This is a genomic window from Sinorhizobium sp. CCBAU 05631 (assembly GCF_002288505.1).
GTDB lineage: Bacteria > Pseudomonadota > Alphaproteobacteria > Rhizobiales > Rhizobiaceae > Sinorhizobium > Sinorhizobium fredii_C.
The window spans coordinates 949,639-969,509 of record NZ_CP023063.1 but is presented as its reverse complement, the minus strand read 5'-3'; the positions used below and the strand labels follow the sequence as shown (position 1 = coordinate 969,509).

The 19,871-nt window shown below is 63.6% G+C and carries 21 protein-coding genes; 14 read left to right on the top strand and 7 right to left on the bottom strand.

From position 1 onward, the window contains the following. Positions 1-8: 8 nt before the first annotated feature. The 3 genes from SS05631_RS04650 to SS05631_RS04635 form a co-directional block, all read right to left on the bottom strand. On the bottom strand, positions 9-353 hold the full coding sequence (locus tag SS05631_RS04650; RefSeq protein ID WP_037414083.1) for a cupin domain-containing protein: 345 nt from the start codon (positions 351-353) through the stop codon (positions 9-11). A 315-nt stretch (positions 354-668) separates the two neighbouring features. Beyond that, entirely contained in the window at positions 669-1,949 is a 1,281-nt protein-coding gene (locus tag SS05631_RS04640; RefSeq protein WP_086022724.1) for an O-acetylhomoserine aminocarboxypropyltransferase, read from the bottom strand. A gap of 25 nt (positions 1,950-1,974) precedes the next feature. Next, positions 1,975-2,403 carry a CoA-binding protein gene (locus tag SS05631_RS04635; protein WP_037414077.1) on the bottom strand — a complete coding sequence of 143 codons (429 nt, stop codon included), beginning with the start codon at positions 2,401-2,403 and terminating at the stop codon, positions 1,975-1,977. A 211-nt stretch (positions 2,404-2,614) separates the two neighbouring features. On the opposite strand from SS05631_RS04635, the gene SS05631_RS04630 reads away from it, so the two are divergent. After that, positions 2,615-3,451 (top strand): DMT family transporter, encoded by an 837-nt coding sequence (locus SS05631_RS04630; RefSeq protein WP_037414075.1) that lies wholly within the window; start codon positions 2,615-2,617, stop codon positions 3,449-3,451. Here SS05631_RS04630 and SS05631_RS04625 read toward each other — a convergent pair. Then, the gene (locus SS05631_RS04625) at positions 3,448-4,269 is read right to left on the bottom strand and encodes an enoyl-CoA hydratase (protein WP_037414072.1); all 822 of its coding nucleotides are present in this window, start codon (positions 4,267-4,269) and stop codon (positions 3,448-3,450) included. The two genes, SS05631_RS04630 and SS05631_RS04625, sit on opposite strands and share 4 nt — an antisense overlap. A gap of 151 nt (positions 4,270-4,420) precedes the next feature. Between SS05631_RS04625 and SS05631_RS04620 the strand changes: the two genes are divergently transcribed. The 6 genes from SS05631_RS04620 to argC all read left to right on the top strand — a co-directional run bounded on the left by SS05631_RS04620 (position 4,421) and on the right by argC (position 8,400). Next, the gene (locus tag SS05631_RS04620; protein WP_037414071.1) at positions 4,421-4,852 is read left to right on the top strand and encodes a PaaI family thioesterase; all 432 of its coding nucleotides are present in this window, start codon (positions 4,421-4,423) and stop codon (positions 4,850-4,852) included. A gap of 220 nt (positions 4,853-5,072) precedes the next feature. Next, positions 5,073-5,537, top strand: coding sequence for a 50S ribosomal protein L13 (rplM, locus tag SS05631_RS04615; RefSeq protein ID WP_014327963.1), 465 nt, complete (start codon positions 5,073-5,075; stop codon positions 5,535-5,537). 2 nt (positions 5,538-5,539) lie between these two features. Then, positions 5,540-6,007: a 30S ribosomal protein S9 gene (rpsI, locus tag SS05631_RS04610; RefSeq protein WP_018239369.1), complete on the top strand. Its 468-nt coding sequence runs from the start codon at positions 5,540-5,542 to the stop codon at positions 6,005-6,007. Between the two features lie 81 nt (positions 6,008-6,088). Further along, positions 6,089-6,424, top strand: a complete 336-nt coding sequence (locus SS05631_RS04605; RefSeq protein ID WP_037414064.1) for an antibiotic biosynthesis monooxygenase — start codon at positions 6,089-6,091, stop codon at positions 6,422-6,424. 2 nt (positions 6,425-6,426) lie between these two features. Then, on the top strand, positions 6,427-7,383 hold the full coding sequence (gene speB / locus SS05631_RS04600; RefSeq protein WP_037414062.1) for an agmatinase: 957 nt from the start codon (positions 6,427-6,429) through the stop codon (positions 7,381-7,383). 84 nt (positions 7,384-7,467) lie between these two features. Beyond that, the gene (gene argC, locus SS05631_RS04595; protein WP_037414060.1) at positions 7,468-8,400 is read left to right on the top strand and encodes an N-acetyl-gamma-glutamyl-phosphate reductase; all 933 of its coding nucleotides are present in this window, start codon (positions 7,468-7,470) and stop codon (positions 8,398-8,400) included. Positions 8,401-8,472: 72 nt separating this feature from the next. On the opposite strand, the gene SS05631_RS04590 is transcribed toward argC, so the two are convergent. Further along, positions 8,473-9,576 (bottom strand): COX15/CtaA family protein, encoded by a 1,104-nt coding sequence (locus SS05631_RS04590; protein ID WP_095677929.1) that lies wholly within the window; start codon positions 9,574-9,576, stop codon positions 8,473-8,475. Positions 9,577-9,787: 211 nt separating this feature from the next. Here SS05631_RS04590 and SS05631_RS04585 point away from each other — a divergent pair, with 211 nt between their 5' ends. Both SS05631_RS04585 and SS05631_RS04580 read left to right on the top strand, forming a co-directional pair. Continuing rightward, positions 9,788-10,000: a DUF2842 domain-containing protein gene (locus SS05631_RS04585; RefSeq protein WP_037414046.1), complete on the top strand. Its 213-nt coding sequence runs from the start codon at positions 9,788-9,790 to the stop codon at positions 9,998-10,000. A gap of 17 nt (positions 10,001-10,017) precedes the next feature. After that, the gene (locus SS05631_RS04580; RefSeq protein WP_037414045.1) at positions 10,018-10,758 is read left to right on the top strand and encodes a metallophosphoesterase family protein; all 741 of its coding nucleotides are present in this window, start codon (positions 10,018-10,020) and stop codon (positions 10,756-10,758) included. Between the two features lie 2 nt (positions 10,759-10,760). Here SS05631_RS04580 and SS05631_RS04575 read toward each other — a convergent pair whose 3' ends face one another. Further along, positions 10,761-11,408 (bottom strand): CatB-related O-acetyltransferase, encoded by a 648-nt coding sequence (locus tag SS05631_RS04575; protein WP_037414053.1) that lies wholly within the window; start codon positions 11,406-11,408, stop codon positions 10,761-10,763. A gap of 212 nt (positions 11,409-11,620) precedes the next feature. On the opposite strand from SS05631_RS04575, the gene SS05631_RS04570 reads away from it, so the two are divergent. Then, positions 11,621-12,865 (top strand): GNAT family N-acetyltransferase, encoded by a 1,245-nt coding sequence (locus SS05631_RS04570; protein WP_037414044.1) that lies wholly within the window; start codon positions 11,621-11,623, stop codon positions 12,863-12,865. Positions 12,866-12,871: 6 nt separating this feature from the next. Here SS05631_RS04570 and SS05631_RS04565 read toward each other — a convergent pair whose 3' ends face one another. Continuing rightward, the gene (locus SS05631_RS04565) at positions 12,872-14,989 is read right to left on the bottom strand and encodes an exopolysaccharide transport family protein (RefSeq protein ID WP_037414042.1); all 2,118 of its coding nucleotides are present in this window, start codon (positions 14,987-14,989) and stop codon (positions 12,872-12,874) included. Positions 14,990-15,202: 213 nt separating this feature from the next. On the opposite strand from SS05631_RS04565, the gene SS05631_RS04560 reads away from it, so the two are divergent. Genes SS05631_RS04560 through SS05631_RS04545 form a run of 4 tightly spaced genes read left to right on the top strand, consistent with a single transcriptional unit; the run spans position 15,203 to position 19,813 of the window. Then, positions 15,203-15,778: a polysaccharide biosynthesis/export family protein gene (locus SS05631_RS04560; protein WP_037414040.1), complete on the top strand. Its 576-nt coding sequence runs from the start codon at positions 15,203-15,205 to the stop codon at positions 15,776-15,778. Positions 15,779-15,782: 4 nt separating this feature from the next. Next, the gene (locus SS05631_RS04555; protein ID WP_037414051.1) at positions 15,783-16,955 is read left to right on the top strand and encodes a glycosyltransferase family 4 protein; all 1,173 of its coding nucleotides are present in this window, start codon (positions 15,783-15,785) and stop codon (positions 16,953-16,955) included. A gap of 57 nt (positions 16,956-17,012) precedes the next feature. Continuing rightward, positions 17,013-18,569 (top strand): undecaprenyl-phosphate glucose phosphotransferase, encoded by a 1,557-nt coding sequence (locus SS05631_RS04550; protein ID WP_037414038.1) that lies wholly within the window; start codon positions 17,013-17,015, stop codon positions 18,567-18,569. Beyond that, complete coding sequence (locus SS05631_RS04545; protein WP_037414036.1) at positions 18,566-19,813, top strand: O-antigen ligase family protein; 1,248 nt, start codon at positions 18,566-18,568, stop codon at positions 19,811-19,813. Before SS05631_RS04550 ends, SS05631_RS04545 begins: the two co-directional genes overlap by 4 nt. Positions 19,814-19,871: the final 58 nt, after the last annotated feature.

Genomic DNA, 19,871 nt, shown 5'->3' with positions numbered 1-19,871 from the left:
GCCGCGCGTCAAAGCCGGATCACGTAATCCTTGCGGGTCGTCTCGACGACCTCCCAGGTTCCGGCAAAACCCGGCCGCAGCACTAGGCTGTCGCCGGGCTTGAGGTGCATCGGCTCGCCGCCGTCCTCCGTCACGATCGAATGGCCGGAGAGGACGTGGAAATACTCCCATTCGTCATAGACGATACGCCACTTTCCGGGTGTCGCCTCCCAGATGCCGGCATAGAGCCCGTCCGGCGCTTCCTCGAAATTCCAGGTGCGGAACTCCGGGTTTCCCGAAATCAGACGGTCGGGCGCCGGGGCACCGATTTCCGGCTCAACCGAAGCAAGGTCGAATTTCAGCACGTAACTCATGAGCCCCCTCCGTCGCAGCGGCGCGTCCGTCGCCGGTTCAAATTGCAGTTCCTCGCATACGACGCGGCCCGATCCTACGACTCTGAATTCAAATGCAGGAATATGCTTCGTTCACCTGCGCTCATGGCAGGCTCGGCGGCGAGATGAACTGATAATAGGCCCACACCAGGACCAACGCGGCTATAACCGCGATCCAGATAAGCGCTTTCCGCTGCAGTGGGCTGGCAGTCCTCTGCTCCTGCTTTGGTTTCCGTCGTTCGAACTTAACGATATTGTCGTGGCTCATGTCATACCCTCAGTCGGCGGTGAATCTCGTCAAATTGCTGCAAGCGCCTGCTCCAGGTCGGCGATGATGTCGTCGACATCCTCGATGCCGATCGACAGCCGCACGACGTCGGGTCCCGCCCCGGCCGCGACCTGCTGTTCGGGCGTAAGCTGCCGATGGGTCGTCGAGGCGGGGTGAATGACCAGCGAACGGGTGTCGCCGATATTGGCAAGATGCGAAAACATCTCGAGGCTCTCGACGAAGCGCTTTCCCGCCTCGTACCCGCCCCCGAGACCGAAGGTGAAGACCGCGCCCGCCCCTTTCGGCGAATAGCGCTTCTGAAGCGGATGGTTCGGGTCGTCCTCGAGCCCAGCATAGCGCACCCACGAGACTTTTTCCTGCCGCTGCAGCCACGCCGCGACGGCGAGCGCATTGTCGCAATGGCGCTGCATCCTCAGCGGCAATGTCTCGACGCCGGTCTGGATCAGGAAGGCGTTGAAAGGCGAGATCGCCGGACCGAAATCCCGAAGTCCCAGAACGCGCGCGGCGATCGCAAGGGCAATATTACCGAAGGCCTGGTGCAGCACGATCCCGCCATATTCGGGACGCGCCTCGGAGAGAAGCGGATATTTCCCGGATTTCGACCAATCGAACGTGCCGCCATCGACGATGATCCCGCCCATCGAGTTGCCGTGGCCGCCGATGAACTTGGTCAGCGAGTGGACGACGATATCGGCCCCATGCTCTAGCGGCCGCACCAGATAGGGCGTCGCCGTCGTGTTGTCGACGATGAGCGGCAACCCGTGCCGGCGCGCGACTTCGGCAATCGCGGCAATATCGACGAAGATGCCGCCGGGGTTGGCAAGGCTTTCGATGAAAATCGCCTTGGTTTTCTCGTCGATCTGCGCCTCGAAGCTTTCGGGGTCGTCGCAATCGGCCCAGCGCACCTGCCAGTCGAAGGACTTGAAGGCCTGGCCGAACTGGTTGACAGAGCCGCCGTAAAGCTGCCTTGCGGCGACGAAATTGTCGCCCGGACTCATGATCGCATGGAAGACGAGAAGCTGGGCCGCGTGCCCGGAGGCGGTGGCCAGCGCCGCCGTGCCGCCCTCGAGCGCTGCGATGCGCTCCTCCAGCACCGCCTGCGTCGGGTTCATGATGCGGGTGTAGATGTTGCCGAATTGCTGCAGGCCGAAGAGCGCCGCCGCGTGATCCGCGTCATTGAAGACGAAGCTCGTCGTCTGATAGATCGGCGTCGCCCGCGCGCCGGTCGTGGGGTCGGGCTGCGCTCCCGCATGGACGGCGAGCGTGCTGAAGCCGGGGCCGGTCTTCATCATTCCTAACTCCATGGTTGGCGGGTCAGCCGATCAGGCGCGGATATTCGATCGCCGGACACCGGTCCATGACCACGTTGATGCCGGCCGCCTCTGCCTTGGCGGCCGCCTTGTCGTCGCGGACCGACAACTGGCCCCAAATGACCTTGGGCAGATTCGGCAGCGAAAGAATTTCGTCTACCAGTGCAGGCAAGGCGTGGGCGGCGCGGAAGACGTCGACCATGTCTACAGGCTCGTCGATATCCGCGAGCCGTGCCACCACGGTCTGGTCGAGGATCGTCCGGCCCGCATGGCCCGGATTGACCGGGATGACGCGGTATCCCTTGCGCAAGAGGAAGGCCATGACGCGGTGGCTCGGTCGCTCCGGCTTCGGCGACGCGCCAACGAGAGCAATGGTCCTGGTCTCGCGCAGGATGTCGGCGAGGTAGTGATCCGGGTAGACATCGTGGTTCATGCTTGCGTCCAAGTATTGTTGTCGTTGCCGCGCGATAGTTGGGGCGGCGCGGCAACGAGTCAACCAAGGCTGCGTTCGCATCCGGCCCTATGCACCGTTTCGTAGCCGTGAGCGCTCTCTCAACGCCAGTTCTCCAAATCCGGTTGCATTTCGGGGGAAGCAAGGCGACAAACGCGGAGAATTCCCTCCAAGTCGCCCGTAGAGGTTCACCTTGCCGCTTGATGTCATCGCGCTCGTGCTCTTCGGGGCGCTGCTGCACGCGATCTGGAACGCGCTGGTGAAGGCGGGCGCGGAAAAATCGCTGGATGCCGCCATGATCGCGCTTGGCGCCGCTGTCGTGGCGCTGCCTTTCCTGCCGTTGCTGCCGCTGCCCGACGCCGAAGCGTGGCCCTATATCCTTGCTTCGGCAGTGCTGCAGTTCGCCTATTTCCAGCTCGTGGCGGCCGCCTACCGCGCCGGGGACATCGGCCTCGTCTACCCGCTGATGCGCGGCGTGGCGCCGCTCATCGTCGCCGCCACCAGCAGCATCGTCGTCGGCGAGCATCTGACCGGCGGCGCGCTCGCCGGCATCCTGACGATCTCGGCCGGCGTGCTGACGCTCGCCTTCGAATCGCGCAAGGGCGGCAAACAGGCGATCGGGCTGGCGCTCGCAAATGCCTGCGTGATCGCCAGCTACACTTTCGTCGACGGTATCGGCGCGCGGGTCTCCGGCAATGCCATTTCCTACACGCTGTGGATGGCGCTGCTGCCGCCCGTCCTGCTCTTTGCTTGGGCCTTCGCCAGCCGCGGCGTCAAGCCCGTGCTCCGCCACGTCCGGCACCACTGGTGGCGCGGCCTCATCGGCGGAGCGGGCTCGATCGGCGCCTACGGACTGGCGCTCTGGGCCATGACCAGGGCGCCCGTCGCGACCGTCGCGGCGCTTCGCGAAACGGCGATCCTTTTTGCGGTGGTGATTTCCGTCGTCTTCCTCAAGGAGCGCGTCAGCGTCTGGCGCATAGCCGCCGCCGGCGTCATTGCCCTTGGTGCCTTGCTCTTAAGACTTGCCTAGTCTTCCTTCCACTCCGGCATGCGTTTGCCGATAAACGCGCCGATCCCTTCCTGCGCATCGCGTGCCAGCATGTTCTCGACCATCACGCCGACCGCATAGTCATAGGCGTCGGCGAGCGGCATCTCTGCCTGGCGGTAGAAGGCCTCCTTGCCGATCCTCAGTGCCTGCGGCGACTTCGAGGCGATGACGGAGGCATATTTGTCGACCACCTGACGCAGATATTGCTGCGGCACGATCCGGTTGACGAGGCCGAAGTCCTTCGCGGTCGAGGCATCGATCGTTTCGCCCGTCAGCAGCATTTCCATCGCCTGCTTGCGATGGGCCGCGCGCGACAGGGCGACCATCGGAGTCGAACAGAAGAGACCGATATTCACGCCCGGCGTGCAGAAGGTCGAGCTGTCGGTGCAGATGGCGAGATCGCAACTCGCGACCAACTGGCAGCCGGCCGCGGTGGCGAGACCGTCAATCTCGGCGATGACCGCCTGCGGCAGCTTCGTGATCTTCAGCATGATGTCGGCCGCCAACCGAACGGCACTCTCGAAGAAGGCCCTGCCGCCATCCTCATCGGCGCGATGCAGCGTCATTTCCTTCAGGTCGTGGCCGGCGGAAAAGACCTTACCCGTGGCCGCGATGACGACGACCTTGATCTCCTTGGCGCCGGCAGCGGCGTCGAGTTCGGCCGCAAGCGCCTGCATCAGCGCAATCGACAGTGCGTTGGCCGGAGGGTTGTTGAGCGTCAAGCGCAAGACCGGACCGTTCGTCTCTCGCAGCAAAGGCCCGTTCGGCTCTTCCTTCTTGAATGCAACGACATCCGCCATGGTCTTCTCCGGTTCGCCGTAGGTCGGCCCGTGGTACGCCGCCGCTACCGCTCTTTCAACCCCGGGGCAGCATCTCCGGCTAAGACCATTTTCCGGCTTGCGCGGCGGGCTCGGACGTCCTGTAACGGGTGTAAGCAATGGAGGGATGCGCATGAGCTTGCAGCCGATCATGACCGTCGAGGAGCTTAATCGCTTCCTCGACACGGATTTTCCGCAGGTCCATACGGACGGCAAGGTCTTCGCCGTGACGGCGACCGGCCCCGGTTTTGCGACGATGCGGCTTGACCCGAACGAGCGCCACATCCGCCCGGGCGGCACCGTTTCCGGGCCGACGCTGTTCGCGCTTGCCGACGTCTCGGCCTATATAGCACTGATCGCGCATATCGGTCCGGTCGCGCTCGCGGTCACCACGAACCTCAACATCAACTTCCTGCGCAAGCCTGAGCCCGAGCCGCTCGAATGCACCTGCCGGATCCTGAAGCTAGGCAAGCGGCTTGCGGTCCTCGATGCCTCAATTGCGCCCGTTGGCGGCGACGATCTGGTGGCGCATGCCACCGCGACGTATTCGATTCCGCCTCGCTGAGATGTGGTATTATAAAACCATAGTTCTAAGGATTTGATTTTACATAGAAATCTTTTAGAATCTCAGGAACATGGCACTTGACCTAACTTTTGCGCTTGCGTATAAGCTGCCCCCAGATCGCGGTCCATTTTGGGCCGCCTTCTTTTTTGGCCTCCTCAGAGCCAAAACAAGCAACAAGAAACGCCCGGCTCGCTTCCGGGTCCAACGAAAGAGTTTAGATATGGCAACCTTCGTTCAGAAGCCTGCAGAGGTGGAGAAGAAGTGGATCCTCATCGACGCCGAAGGCCTCGTTGTCGGTCGCCTCGCTTCCATCATCGCAAACCGCCTGCGCGGCAAGCATAAGGCCACCTTCACGCCGCACGTCGACGACGGCGACAACGTCATCGTCATCAACGCCGAGAAGGCCGTTCTCACCGGCAAGAAGTACACCGACAAGAAGTACTACTGGCACACCGGCTATCCCGGCGGCATCAAGGAGCGCACCGCTCGCCAGATCATCGAGGGCCGCTTCCCGGAGCGCGTCATCGAGAAGGCCGTCGAGCGCATGGTTCCGCGTGGTCCGCTCGGCCGTCGCCAGATGAAGAACCTGCGTGTCTACGCCGGTACGAACCACCCGCATGAAGCACAGCAGCCGACCGTCCTCGACGTCGCCAAGCTGAACAGCAAGAACACAAGGAGCGCCTGATAATGGCTGACCTTTCCGCTCTCAAGGATATTGCCACGACCGCGGAACCGGCCGCTCCGGTTCACGTCAAGAAGGTCGACGCGCAGGGCCGCTCCTACGCGACCGGCAAGCGCAAGGACGCCGTCGCCCGCGTTTGGGTTAAGGCCGGCTCCGGCAAGATCACCGTCAACGGCAAGCCGTTCTCGGCCTACTTCGCCCGCCCGGTCCTGCAGATGATCCTGCAGCAGCCGATCGTCGCCGCTGCCCGTGACGGCCAGTTCGACGTCGACGCGACCGTTGCCGGCGGCGGCCTCTCCGGCCAGGCCGGTGCCGTTCGTCACGGCATCGCCAAGGCGCTGACCTACTTCGAACCGGGCCTGCGCTCCGTTCTGAAGCGCGGCGGTTTCCTCACCCGCGACAGCCGCGTCGTCGAGCGCAAGAAGTACGGCCGTGCGAAGGCACGCCGTTCGTTCCAGTTCTCCAAGCGCTAATCGCGCTCACGGATTACGAGATCGAAAGGCGGGGCTTTCAGCTCCGCCTTTTCTTTTGCGGATCGGTCACGGGAGCGTCGGATGCCCTTCGCCAAATTGCCTGCCCCGCCCTACTACGTCGTCTGCTTCTCTTCCGCCCGAACCGACGGCGACAACGGCTATGGAGACATGGCCGACGCGATGGAGAAACTGGCGCGGGAGCAGCCCGGCTTTCTCGGCCTAGAGAGCGCCCGCGGCAATGACGGCTTCGGAATCACCAATGCCTTCTGGCGCGATGAAGATTCCATCCGAGCCTGGAAAAGAAACGTCGATCATCTCGCCGCGCAAAAGCGCGGCCGTGCCGAATGGTACAGCCACTATGAGGTGCGCGTGGCGCGGGTCGAGCGCGCCTATGGCTTCAGCAAGACAGAGGGTTGAAGATGGCTCCGAAATCCATCGATCACGCGATTACCGCCGGTTCGCTGCACGGTGCCGCCACGGACCCGACCCATGCCGGCGTGCTTTCCTTCATGCGGCGCAAATATTCGAAGCGGCTGCAAGACGTGGATGCCGTCGTCTGGGGCATTCCTTTCGACGCCGCCACCTCGAATCGCCCCGGCGCGCGTTTCGGTCCGCAGGCGATCCGCCGGGCGTCGGCGATCTTCGACAACGATCCCCAATACCCGTTCCAGCGCGATCTCTTTGCCGACATGGCGACGATCGACTATGGCGACTGCCTGCTCGACTATGGCAACCATGCGAAGACCCCAGCCACGATCGAGCGCGAGGCGGCGAAGATCCTGAGGTCGGGCGCCTATCTGCTGACGCTTGGCGGCGACCATTTCGTCACCTATCCGATCCTCAAGGCGCACGCAGCGCTCCACGGCCCCCTCGCGCTCGTGCAATTCGACGCGCATCAGGATACCTGGCCGGATGAAAAGGGCCGTATCGACCACGGCTCCTTTGTCGGTCGGGCCGCGCGCGAGGGGCTGATCGACGTCGAGCGGTCGATCCAGATCGGCATCCGCACGCATGCGCCGGACGACTGCGGCATCCGCATCGTCCACGGCTACGAGGTCGAGGAGATGCGCGCCGAAGAGGTCGCCGACACCATCGTCCGGCATGTCGGCAGCCATTCGGCCTACCTGACCTTCGATATCGATTGCCTCGACCCGGCTTATGCTCCGGGCACCGGCACGCCGGTTGCGGGCGGTCCGTCCAGCGCCAAGATCCTCTCGGTGCTGCGCAAGCTGGGAGCATTGCATATCGCCGGCAGCGACGTCGTCGAGGTGGCGCCCGCCTATGACCATGCCGACCTGACCGCCATTGCTGGCTCGACCATCGCCATGTATATGCTGGGCCTTCGAGCCGAATGGCTGGCGGAACGGCGCGGCTGATCGCCGCCGCTCAAGAAACTGATTCAATTCTATGCCAGATTGAATCCGGAAACCCCGGTAACCATCTGCAGGAGCAGGAAAATCATGAAACCGAAGATCTTCATCGATGGCGAACACGGCACGACGGGCCTGCAGATCCGGACCCGCATGGCCGGTCGTTCCGATCTCGAGCTCCTGTCGATCCCGGAAGCGGAACGCCGTAACGCGGCGATGCGTGAAGACCTTCTGAACAGCGCCGACATTGCCATCCTCTGCCTGCCGGACGACGCCTCGCGCGACGCGGTCGCCATGGTCGCCGGCAACAATCGGGTGCGGATCATCGACACATCGACAGCGCACCGCGTCGCGCCCGACTGGGCCTATGGCTTTGCCGAGATGGACAAGGCACAGCCCGCCAAAATCCGCGACGCGCGGCATGTCTCCAATCCCGGCTGCTACCCGACCGGCGCGATCGGCCTGATCCGGCCGCTGCGCCAGGCGGGCGTCCTGCCGGACGGCTACCCGGTCACCGTCAACGCCGTCTCCGGCTATACCGGCGGCGGCAAACAGATGATCGCGCAGATCGAGGACGAGAACCACGCCGACCGCATCAGCGCCCCGCACTTCCTCTACGGCCTCCCGCTCAAGCACAAGCATGTGCCGGAAATGAAGATGCACGGTCTGCTCGAGCGCGCGCCGGTCTTCTCACCCTCGGTCGGCAAGTTCCCGCAGGGCATGATCGTCCAGGTGCCGCTTTATCTCGACGACCTCGCCGCCGGAACGACGCTCGAAAGCATCCATGCCGCGCTCGCCGCGCACTATGCCGGCCAGGCGATCGTCGAAGTGGTTCCGCTTGCCGACAGCGCAAAGCTTGCCAGGATCGACGCCACCGAGCTCGCCGGCAAGAACACGATGAAGCTCTTCGTATTCGGAACCAGCGGCGGTGCCCATGTGAACCTCGTCGCCCTGCTCGACAATCTCGGCAAGGGCGCCTCGGGCGCGGCCGTCCAGAACATGGACCTGATGCTGTCTGCCTGACAAAGGCTCAGGAAACAAAACCCCGGCAGTCATCGCTGCCGGGGTTTTTCTTTGCGCCTTTCGAGCCGCGGATCAGTTGCGGATTTCGATCGCCGTCGGTCTCGGATATTCGCCGACGAAGCCGCGCCAATGGGCGATCGCGAAGCCGAGCACGACAAGCGCGCCTGCCTGGTGAAGCACGCCCCAGCCGATCGGCACCTGCAGAACGAGCGTCGTGATACCGATCGCGGCCTGGATGGCTATCAATGCAAGGAGAAGCACGGAACGGCGTGCATGGGTCGTGCCCGGCGCGGCTCGAAGGGAGGCGACCATGTGCACGAGCACCAGGGCAAACAGCAGGTAGGCGCCGGCGCGGTGCAGGAATTGCACGGTTTTCGGATTCTCGAAGAGGTTGATCCAGGCGGGCTGCTGCACGAAGAGATCCCCCGGTACGAGGGCGCCATCCATCAGCGGCCAGGTATTGTAGCTCAGGCCGGCGTCGAGACCGGCGACGAGCGCGCCCAGATAGATCTGGAAGAGGCTGATCACTGCGATGATGGCGGCCATCATTCGCGACCTTTGCGTCGGCGCCGCATCGCCGGAATGCGGCGAAAGCCCGCGATAGATCCACATGCAGGCAGCAAAGATCAGACAGGCGATCACCAGATGCGTGGCAAGGCGGTACTGGCTGACCTCCGTGCGCTCGACGAGACCGGAGGAGACCATCCACCAGCCGATGAAGCCCTGAAAGCCCCCGAGCGCCAGAATGCCGAGGAGCGGCAGCCGCAATCGCGGCTCGATCCGCCGGGTCAGCCAGAAGAACAGAAGTGGCAGGGCGAAGACCACGCCGATCCCGCGCGCGAGCAGCCGGTGCGCCCATTCCCACCAGAAGATCGTCTTGAACTCCTCGACGGTCATTCCCTTGTTCATCTGCTCATATTGGGGAATGCGCTGGTAAAGGCGGAACTCCTCCTCCCATTCCTCCGCGGACAGAGGCGGAACGACGCCATGGATCGGCTTCCACTCAGTGATCGACAGGCCGGACTCCGTCAGGCGCGTCGCACCGCCGACAATCACCAGGGCGAACAGGGCGAACAGGACGACCGCGAGCCAACCGCGGATCTGCCGGCGATTGCGCTCGGCTCTGTCGATCTCGCGCCGCAGCGTCTGTTCCGTTGCCAGTTCGGCATGCGCCATGACGTCTTCCTCGTTTGTCGGCGACAACCTTGTAGGGACGGGTTGCCGCCAAGCGTTCGAAAGCCGTTGATTTGCACCAGAGCGGCGTGCAAAACAAGGCCGAAGCCTTTGCGGCATGCCGTCGCGGCCAGCTCCAGGTTGAAGCGGGATGCAGGGAGCCGCAAGCAATTCTCCCGATCCGGCGCGGCTGCCGCCATCCGAAAGACATCCAATGCCCCTACGCCTCAGAAAACTCATCGGCACCGTCCTCATCATCATTCTTGTCATCGTCTATGCGCTGGCGGCAGTCACCTTTGCCTCCCTGCTACTCGGCGCGTCGCCCTGGTGGGTGCATCTTCTCTATTTCTTCTTCACCGGGCTCCTGTGGATCCTTCCGGCGATGCTGATCATCAAGTGGATGGAAAAACCGGCAAACAATCGCTGACCGGCTGAGGTGCACCCATGAAGATCGCCGTCATCTCCGACATTCACGGCAACGACCTGGCACTCGAGGCGGTGCTGGCGGACATCGACGCCCAGGGGATCGACGACATCGTCAATCTGGGTGACCACCTGAGCGGACCGCTCAATGCCGCCCGCACGGCGGACCTCCTGATCGACCGCGGAATGCCGGCGATCCGCGGCAATCACGATCGTTACCTGCTGACGCTGGAGCCGGCCAAAATGGGGCCTTCCGATCGCGCGGCCTGTGACGAACTCGAACCGCGCCACAAGGAATGGCTGGCTGCGCTCCCGGAAACGCTCGTCCATCGCGACACGTTCTTCCTCTGCCACGGCACGCCCACGAGTGACGAGACCTACTGGATGGAGGCGCTGACAGGCGATGGCGTCGTCCACATGGCTGCGCGAAAGGCGATCGAGCGTTTGGCCGATGGTGTCGACTACCCGGTGATCCTCTGCGGACACACGCATATTCCGCGCGCCGTGCGGCTGGCGGACGGGCGCCTCCTCGTCAATCCCGGCAGCGTCGGCTGCCCGGGTTACGATGACGATCAACCCGTGGCGCACAACGTGGAAACCGGCGCGCCGGACGCGCGCTACGCTATCGTCGAATGCACTTCTGACGGTTGGACTGTCAGCTTCCGCTGCCTGCCCTACGACCACAGGGCAATGTCGCGCCTCGCCGCCGAACGCGGCCGAGCCGACTGGGCAGCCGCGCTGGCGACCGGATTTCTGGACTGAGGCTACTCTGCGATTTCAAGCGCCCCAATGTCCGCGCCGGTGATCGCCGCGATGTTGCGCGTCACCTTGTCGGCCGGCCAGTTCCACCAGGCCACCGCCTGCAAGCGCTCGACGATCTCAGCCGGGAACCGCATCCTGACGACCCTTGCCGGGTTGCCCGCGACGATCGCGTAGGGAGGAACGTCCTTGCTCACAACGGATTTCGCCGCCACGATCGCGCCGTCGCCGATGGTAACGCCCGGCAGAACCGTCGCCTCCCTGCCGAGCCAGGCATCGTTGCCGACGATCGTGTCGCCGCGATGGCCCGTGCCATAGGCGGACGGATCGAAGCCCTCGCGCCAGGCACCGGGGAAAATGCCGAAAGGGAAGGTCGAAAAGCCGGACAGCGCGTGGTTGGCGCCGTTCATGATGAACTGGACAGCGGTCGCCAACGCGCAAAACCGCCCGATAACCAGCCGATCCCCGACGAAGTCATAGTAGTAGAGGACGCACTTCTCCTCGAAACATTCGGGGCCCTCGGGATCGTCGTAGTAGCTGTACTCGCCGGCTTCGATCAACGGCGACCGCACCAGGTTCCTAAAAAATCCTATCCGCAGAAATTCCGCGACCGGAAACTTGGCGCCGGGGTCCGGCAGGGCATGGCTCGGCATCATCAGCAGTTCCGCAGTTGTTTCTTCATGACGTCGTATCGGCCGCGAGATGTAACGCCGCGGCGGCGATTTCCAAGCCGCAGACAAACCAGTCGCTTCACGCTTTGCTAACCGCATTTGCCGATCGCAGGGTAGGCAGCGGCGGATTTAAAGAGGATGTAGCAATTTTTGCCGTCTTATCGATACGCGACGTATGCCGGATGATCCGAGAGATGGCCAATTTCAATTTCACCCTTGCCGCGCCAGAGGGGCAATCCTGGCGCGACCTTTCGATGCGCCCGGCTGCCCATAATCCTTACGCCGACCGGGTCACGCTTTCCGTGCATCGCGATATGGCGGAACTGGAGGCGGACTGGCGTGCGCTCGACGCCAACAATCTCAACTCCCTGCATCAAAGCTTCGACTGGTGTGCCGCCTGGAAGAGAGCGCATGACAGCCAATTGCTGGTCGTGCGCGGCGCCATTGCCGAGCAACTGCTTTTCCTCCTGCCGTTCGAGGTCGAACGGGGCCAATTCTTCCGGACCGCGCGACTGATCGCGACCGGGCACAGCAATCTCAACACCGGCTTGTTTGCTGCCGAGATCGAGCGCGTGCCGCGGGACGACCTCGTCCGCTCGCTGAGCGAAGGAGTCCGCCAGGCGCTGCGCGCGCATGCGGATGTCGTTGCCTTCGAAAGGACGCCGGCAGTTTGGCGCGGCCTGCCCCACCCCCTCGCCGCCCTGCCCGGAATCGCCAATCCGAACGCCTCTTTCCAGCTCGGGCTTGCCGGCGACATGGAGCGGACGCTCGCCCAGCTCAATGCAAAACGCCGGCGCAAGAAGATGCGTCTCTCCGAAAGGCGTCTCGCCGAAATCGGTGGCTATGACTATGTGGTTGCCCGTGAGGCGGCGGAGGCGCAGGCGCTGCTGGAGACGTTCTTCCGGCAGAAGGCCGCGCGGCTGGAGGCCCAAGGCTTACCCGACGTCTTCGACGAGCCGGAGACGCGCGCCTTCTTTCGCCTGCTGATCGATCGCCATCGCGCCGGCGACAGGCTGCTCGAACTCAACGCGATCCGTCTCAAGGGCGAGCACGAGGGGCGGATCATCGCCGTGACCGGCCTGTCGCGCAAGGGCGACCATGTCATCTGCCAGTTCGGCTCGATCGATGACACGATCGCCGCCGACAGCAGCCCGGGCGAGTTGCTCTTTTACCGGGTGATCGAGCGTCTTTGCGGCGAAGGCGTCGTACTCTTCGACTTCGGCATCGGCGACCAGCCCTATAAGCGATCGTGGTGTACGATTGAGACCGTCTTGCGGGACATCACCCTGCCGCTGACGCTGCGTGGACATGCGGCAGCCGGCCTGCACCGAGCCGCGGTCCGCGCCAAACGCGCCATCAAGGCAGACAAAGCCCTTTATGCCCTCGTCCAGCGACAGCGGCGCCGGCTGCGGACCACCACGGAAATCGCAGCCGATTGAAGCACCTCACGCCGCGCGGCGGTCGCGAAGCTCGGGACCGCTTTCGCCGCCACCGGTCATCAGCAGGATGTCGCGGTAGCCGGCCTCCCCGAAGCTTGTCAGTGCTTCGATGATCCCGTCCTCGCTGACCGACGGCGCCGAAACGATAATCTCGACCTCCTCGCGCCGCGCCACCTTGGCGACGGAAGCCGCGTCCGCGGCACCGCATTCGACCAGCACAAGATCATAGGCGCTTGTCAGCGCGTCGATGATCATCTGCAGACGCTCGATGCCGCGCATCGCCGTGTGGGGATCTGCGTCGCCCTGCGGGATGATGTGCGCCTCGGAAAACCTGTCCGCATGGATCGTCTCGGTGAAGGCAACCTCGCCGGATAGGAGGTTCGTAATGCCGGGCAGATGCAGCGCCTGGGCCATCAGCCGCGTCGGGCAGGCCGATCCGGAAAGGTCGATGAGCACGACCTTGTGTTCCTCTTCGGCAAGCAGACGCGCCAGCATCACCGTTGCCGTCGATCCTTCATCCCCTCCGGGCGAGACCGAAACGGCGACCCGGACGGCGTTGTCGAGCAGATGTCCGGCCACGGACTCGATCGAGAAGTCGTGCTCTGCTGCGATGCTCGGCTCCTGCTCCTCTCGTGCCCGCTCGTCTTCCGGCACGGCAACGGTTGCCGGCACCTCGTCCGGGACAGTCGTACCAGCAGTTTCGGGCATCCTTCCGGAACCGGAGACCGGCCTCAGCGCCCTGCCGCTGAAGAGTTCGCCGAGCATGATGACGACGCAGCTGATCAGGAAACTCGCAAGCGCGGCGACGATCGTGATCGGCACCACCTTGGGAAAGCTCGCCAACGTCGGCACCACGGCATTGGAAATCACCCGCGCGTCCGCCGGCGTCGCATTCGCGACGGTTCGCGATGTCGCTTCGCGGTAGCGGGCCAGATAGGTCTCCAGGAGCTGGCGTTGGGCCGCCGCCTCGCGCTCCAGCGCACGAAGCCCCACCTCTTCCTCGCCCGCCTGCGCCGATTGCGCCTTCAGCGCGTTCAACTGCTGCAGCAATTGCTGTTCGCGAAGCTGCCCGACCTTCGCCTCGTTCTCGAGACTGGAGAGAATCTTTCGCGTTTCCGAACGTATCTGCTCCCGAATACCTTCGAGCTGTGACTTCAGCCCCTTCAGCCGAGGATGCCCGTCGAGCAGCGAGGTCGATAGATCGGCGATCTGCGCCTGCAGAGTGGCCTGGCTCTCCTTCAGCCGCTGGATCATCGGTGAGCCGACGATATCGGTCAGCGTTTCGACCGGGCGGCCATCGGCAAGCGCTGCGCGCACGCCTTCGGCGCGTGCCGCCGCATTCGCCCTTTCGCCCCGGACCCGCGCCAGCTCGGTCGAAATATCGGTGAGCTGCCTGGTCGCGAAGTTCTCCGTTTCGCCGGTCGGGAGCAAACCGGATTCGGCGCGATAGACGGCGACCTTGGCCTCCGCCTCGCGAACCTTTTCCCTTAGATTGGCGATCTCCGGCTCCAGCCAGCGGCTGGCTTCCGAGTTGGAGTCGAGCTTCGCACCGCTCTGCAGCGAGAGATAGACCTTGGCCATCTCGTTCGGAATGGCAGCGGCGAGTTTCGGATCCTTCGACGTGAAGGCAATGGCGATCACGCGTGACTTCTCGACCTGGTAGACTTGCAACTTGGTATTGAACTCTTTGAGGATCCGCTCTTCCGGCGGCAGTTCGAGCGGGTTCTTCTTGAGCCCCAGCATGACCAGGAGATCGGAAACGGCCGAGGGATGCGCCGACGGATCGAATTCCTCCAGCTCGTGCAGCTTCATGTTGCGGGCGACCTGCTTGATGAGGTCGGCGGAGCGCAGCACCTGCACCTGGCTGGCGATGCCGGACTCGTCGAAAATTCGGTCCGAACTCGTCTGAGACGCCTGATTGGGACCGCTGAACTCCGGCTCGCGCGATTCGATCAGGACACGCGTTTCGCTTTCATAACCGGGCGCGATCATCTTCGCCGCGCCGAAGGCAAGCACCGCGGCCCCGACCGTCGCAAGCAAGACACGGGTGCGACGCTGCCAGATGGCGCGAACGAGCCTGCCCAGATCGATATCCACATCCTGCTGACCGCCGACGTCCGACATGCCGCAACCCCAATAGCTTCCGCATTCAGCCGGAAGGTAAAGGAACATGGTAACGCAAGTGTTAATTGCAGGCACAACCGTCGGATGCCGGTGCCGCGGAAGGGTGCGGATCGCCGCCGGATCGGAATTCTACCGGAGTTTACCGGCTATTAACCCTAACGGATCGATAACATCACCGAGAGGTATTCATTTCCGGAGCCAACGAGAACCCGCATGTCGATCGCAGGCACAAAGGCAGCACGCGCTTTCGCCGTGGCAATATTGTCGGCGCTGGCCAGCGGTTGCACGAGCTATCAGCCGGCTCCCAAGGCCTTCAGCGAGGCGACGATCCAACCCTACCGGCTGGACAGCGGCGATCGCCTTCGCGTCACCGTATTCGAACAGCCGGGCCTCAGCGGGACCTACACTGTCGACCAGGCGGGCTACGTCGCCTTCCCGTTGATCGGCGCAGTGCCGTCGCGCGGCCATACGCTTCCGGAACTCGAAGGGATGATCGCGGCGAAGCTCCGCGAGGGCTTTCTGCGCGACCCGGACGTGACCATCGAGGTCGATCGCTACCGTTCCGTCTTCATCATGGGCGAAGTGGGCCAATCCGGCCAGTACAGCTACGTTCCCGGAATGACCGTGCAGAACGCGATCGCGGTTGCCGGCGGCTTCACCCCCCGCGCAAACCAGGCGAATGCCGACATCACCCGCAAGGTCAACGGCCGTATCATAACGGGTCGCGTGCCGATCACCGATCCGGTGCTTGCGGGCGACACGATCTATGTTCGCGAACGGCTGTTCTGACGCCATGTCGAACGAGCGGCCCCTGCGCATTCTCCATTGCTTCAGATCGCCGATCGGCGGCATCTTCCGCCACGTTCGCGATCTTGCCGAGGCGCATGCGGCAGCGGGCCATCAGGTGGGAATTCTCTGCGATAGCACCACGGGCGGCGCCTACGAGGATGCCCTCTTCGACGAGATCCGCCCCTTCCTGGCGCTCGGTGTCGTCCGCACGCCGATCCATCGGACGATCGGGCCTTCGGATTTTGCCGCGCTCTGGCGCAGCTACAAGCAGATCAGAAGCTTGCAACCGGATGTGTTGCACGGGCATGGCGCCAAGGGCGGCGTGCTCGCACGCATCATCGGTTCAGCGCTGCGGGTCAACAAGTATCGCGTAGCCCGCCTCTATTCGCCCCACGGGGGCAGCCTCCATTATGAACGGAAGTCGCTCGCCGGCGGCGCCATCTTCCGGATGGAGCGCCTCCAGGAGCGTCTCACCGACGCGCTCGTCTTCGTCTGCGATTTCGAGCGGCAGACCTATTTCGCCAAGGTTGGCCGGCCCGCGGGGCGCAATGAACTGATCTATAACGGCATCGGAGACACGGAGTTCGCGCCGATCGCCGAAAGTCCCGGGGCGGTCGATTTTCTTTATATCGGCATGATGCGGGATCTGAAGGGGCCGGATCTCTTTATCGAGAGCTTCGCCAAGGCCGAAGAACTTGCCGGGCGGCCGCTTTCGGGCCTGATGATCGGCGATGGTCCGCAGCAATCCCGGTATGAAGAAATGATAGCGCGCATGGCGCTTGGCGATCGCGTCAGGATGCGCCCGGCAATGAAGGCGCGCGCGGCCTTCGCGCTTGCCCGGACAGTCGTCATCCCCTCTCGCGCGGAGTCGATGCCCTATATCCTTCTCGAAGCGCTCGCCGCCCGAAAACCGGTCATCGCGTCCCGGGTGGGCGGCATGCCGGAAGTGCTGGGCGCCGACAGCGGAGCGCTCGTCCAGCCGGCAGATGCAAGGGCGTTCGCCGAAGTCATGGCGGCGGCCGCCGTCGACCAGGACTGGGCAGTCCGCACGATGCCCGATCCGGAGGGCTTCAAGTCGCGCTTCTCGGCTGCGGTGATGACCAGGCGCGTGATGCAACTCTACGGTGAACTTACCGAGGAATCGATCTTCGCCGAGGCGCGACTTCGCACAACGTAAGCGTTTCTTAGTGGCTTTCTGCTATCCGGGCGTAGCGGACAGCGCCGGAAAGCCACCATGAACAAGTTTGACAGGCCCGAGACTTTCGATACCGAGGCGCTTCGCAAGAAGGTCTCCGAGATCCGAACGACCGCCGACGGGAAAAAGGCCGGCGATCCTACGCCGCTCAATCCGCTGGCGCGCCAGATCGCACTCCAGTTCCGGGCCGATACCTATTCCCCGTCGATGATCACCGGTCTCATCCGGCTGCTCGACCTCTGCGCGCTGTTCGCGATCGGCTATGCCATCAATACGCAATATGTCCGCCCTCCGCTCCAGGACCTGCCGGTCTACCTCGCCATTCTCGCCTTCGGTTCGGCGCTTGCCGTGATCGCCATGCAGATCGCCGATACCTATCAGGTGCCGGCGCTCAGGGCCTGGCTCCGGATGACGCCGCGCATCCTGGCCGCCTGGACTGCGACATTCGGCACCATCGCGCTCGTCCTGTTCTTTCTGAAGTGGGGCCATCTCTATTCGCGCGTCTGGGTCGGCGGCTGGTTCGTCGCCGGCGCGCTCTTCCTGGTCGCCGAACGCGCCTTCATCGCCTATTCGATCCGGCATTGGTCGCGCAACGGCACGATGGAGCGCCGCGCGGTGATCGTCGGCGGCGGTGCCCCGGCACGAGACCTGATCCGCACGATCGAGCACCAGCCGGATAACGACATCCGCATCTGCGGGATCTTCGACGACCGCGACGAGCGGCGCTCGCCGCATGTGATCGCCGGCTACCCGAAACTCGGAACCGTCGACGAACTCGTCGAATTCGCCCGGCTCGCCCGCATCGACATGCTGATCTTCTCGCTGCCGCTGACGGCGGAGAAGCGCATTCTCGAACTCTTAAGGAAACTCTGGGTGCTGCCGGTCGACATCCGTCTCGCCGCCCATGCCAACAATCTGCGCTTCCGCCCGCGCAGCTACTCGCATGTCGGCGAGGTGCCGATGCTCGACATTTTCGACAAGCCGATTGCCGATTGGGATTCCGTCGCTAAGCGGTGCTTCGACGTCTTCTTCAGCATCGTGGCGCTCGCCCTGCTTTGGCCGGTGATGCTGGTCGCCGCGCTCGCGGTCAAGCTCACGTCGCCTGGGCCGATCATATTCAAGCAGCACCGCCACGGCTTCAACAACGAGATCATCGAGGTCTACAAGTTCCGCTCGATGTACACCCATTTGAGCGATCCGAGCGCCCGCAACGCGGTCTCCAAGGGGGACCCCCGCGTCACCCCCGTCGGCCGCTTCCTGCGCAAATCCTCGATCGATGAGCTGCCGCAGCTCGTGAACGTGCTGAAGGGCGAGCTCTCGCTTGTTGGGCCGCGCCCGCATGCCGTTCTCGCGCAAACGCACAACCGCACCTATTCGGATGTGGTGGAAGGCTATTTCGCCCGCCACCGGGTCAAACCTGGCGTCACCGGCTGGGCGCAGATCAACGGCTGGCGGGGAGAAATCGACAACGACGAGAAGATCCGTTTCCGCACCGCCTTTGACCTCTACTACATCGAGAACTGGTCGCTGCTTCTGGACCTGAAGATCCTGTTTCTGACGCCTTTCCGGCTGCTCAATACGGAAAACGCGTATTGATCGCCACCACCTCCCAGCCGGCCATCATCCGGCCCCAGCTCGCCGCGGTTTCGATCATCGGCTCCGGCCTGGTGACGATCGGCGTTTTCCTCTCGGGCTTCGTCATCGCGGAGCCGGCGCCCTACGAGGTCTTCATGGCGGGCCTCATCGGTCTCTGGTCGCTCTTCGGGCTGAGGATTTCACGCCGCGTCGCTCCCCTCCTGGCCCTGCTCGTACTGTTCATGGTCGGCGGCATGCTGTCGCTGACGGTGATGACCGAACTCGCCACGGCACCGATGTACATGGCGGTCTCCGGCTTCCTGGCACTGACCGCCGTCTTCTTCGCTGCGATCATCGAAGACCGTCACCAGCGACTGCGGTTGATCTTCAATGCCTGGGTCTCGGCTGCCGTGCTCACCGCCCTTCTCGGCATTCTCGGCTATTTCGGCGCAATCCCGGCGGCGGCAAACTTCACCCTCTACGACCGCGCCAAGGGTGCCTTCCAGGACCCGAACGTCTTCGGGCCGTTTCTCGCCGCGCCGGTGCTCTATCTGGTACACGGCCTGCTGACGGAACCGATCCGGCGTGCTCCGCTCAAAATCGCCGGCCTGCTCGCCCTCACGCTGGGGGTGTTCCTCTCCTTCTCCCGCGCGGCCTGGGCGCTCAATCTCTTCTGCGTGGTCGCGCTGGTCTTCGTCATGCTCCTCAAGGAGCGCAGCGGACTATTCCGGCTGAGAATTCTCGTGCTCGCACTCTGCGGCGCCCTTTTCGTCATGGCGGCCCTTGTCGCCGCCCTGCAATCGGAACAGGTGGCAACGCTCTTTTCAAGCCGCTCCCAACTCGTTCAGGATTACGACGGCGGCCACCTCGGGCGTTTCGACCGGCACCGGATCGGCTTTATGATGTCGATGGAGAGGCCGCTCGGCATCGGCCCGCTGATGTTCGGCGCGATCTTCTTGGAGGACGAGCACAATGTCTGGCTGAAAAGCCTGACGTCCTACGGCTGGATCGGCTTCGTCGCTTATATTACGCTGATCGCGTGGACGCTCACGCTCGGGTTTCGACTTCTTCTGCTCGACCGGCCTTGGCAGCCCTATCTGATGATCGCTTGGGTGACGCTTATCGGCCATGTGGGCATAGGCAACGTCATCGATACCGATCACTGGCGGCATTTCTATTTGCTTCTCGGCATCGTCTGGGGGTGCGCCGCACTCGAATATCGCAATCGTCGGCAGGCCGTGCCGATGAGATCACCTTCGCGATGACGAAACAGGCAGATGTGGGTCTGAGACACACGGACGCGGTCGACGCAGGAAAGCGTCG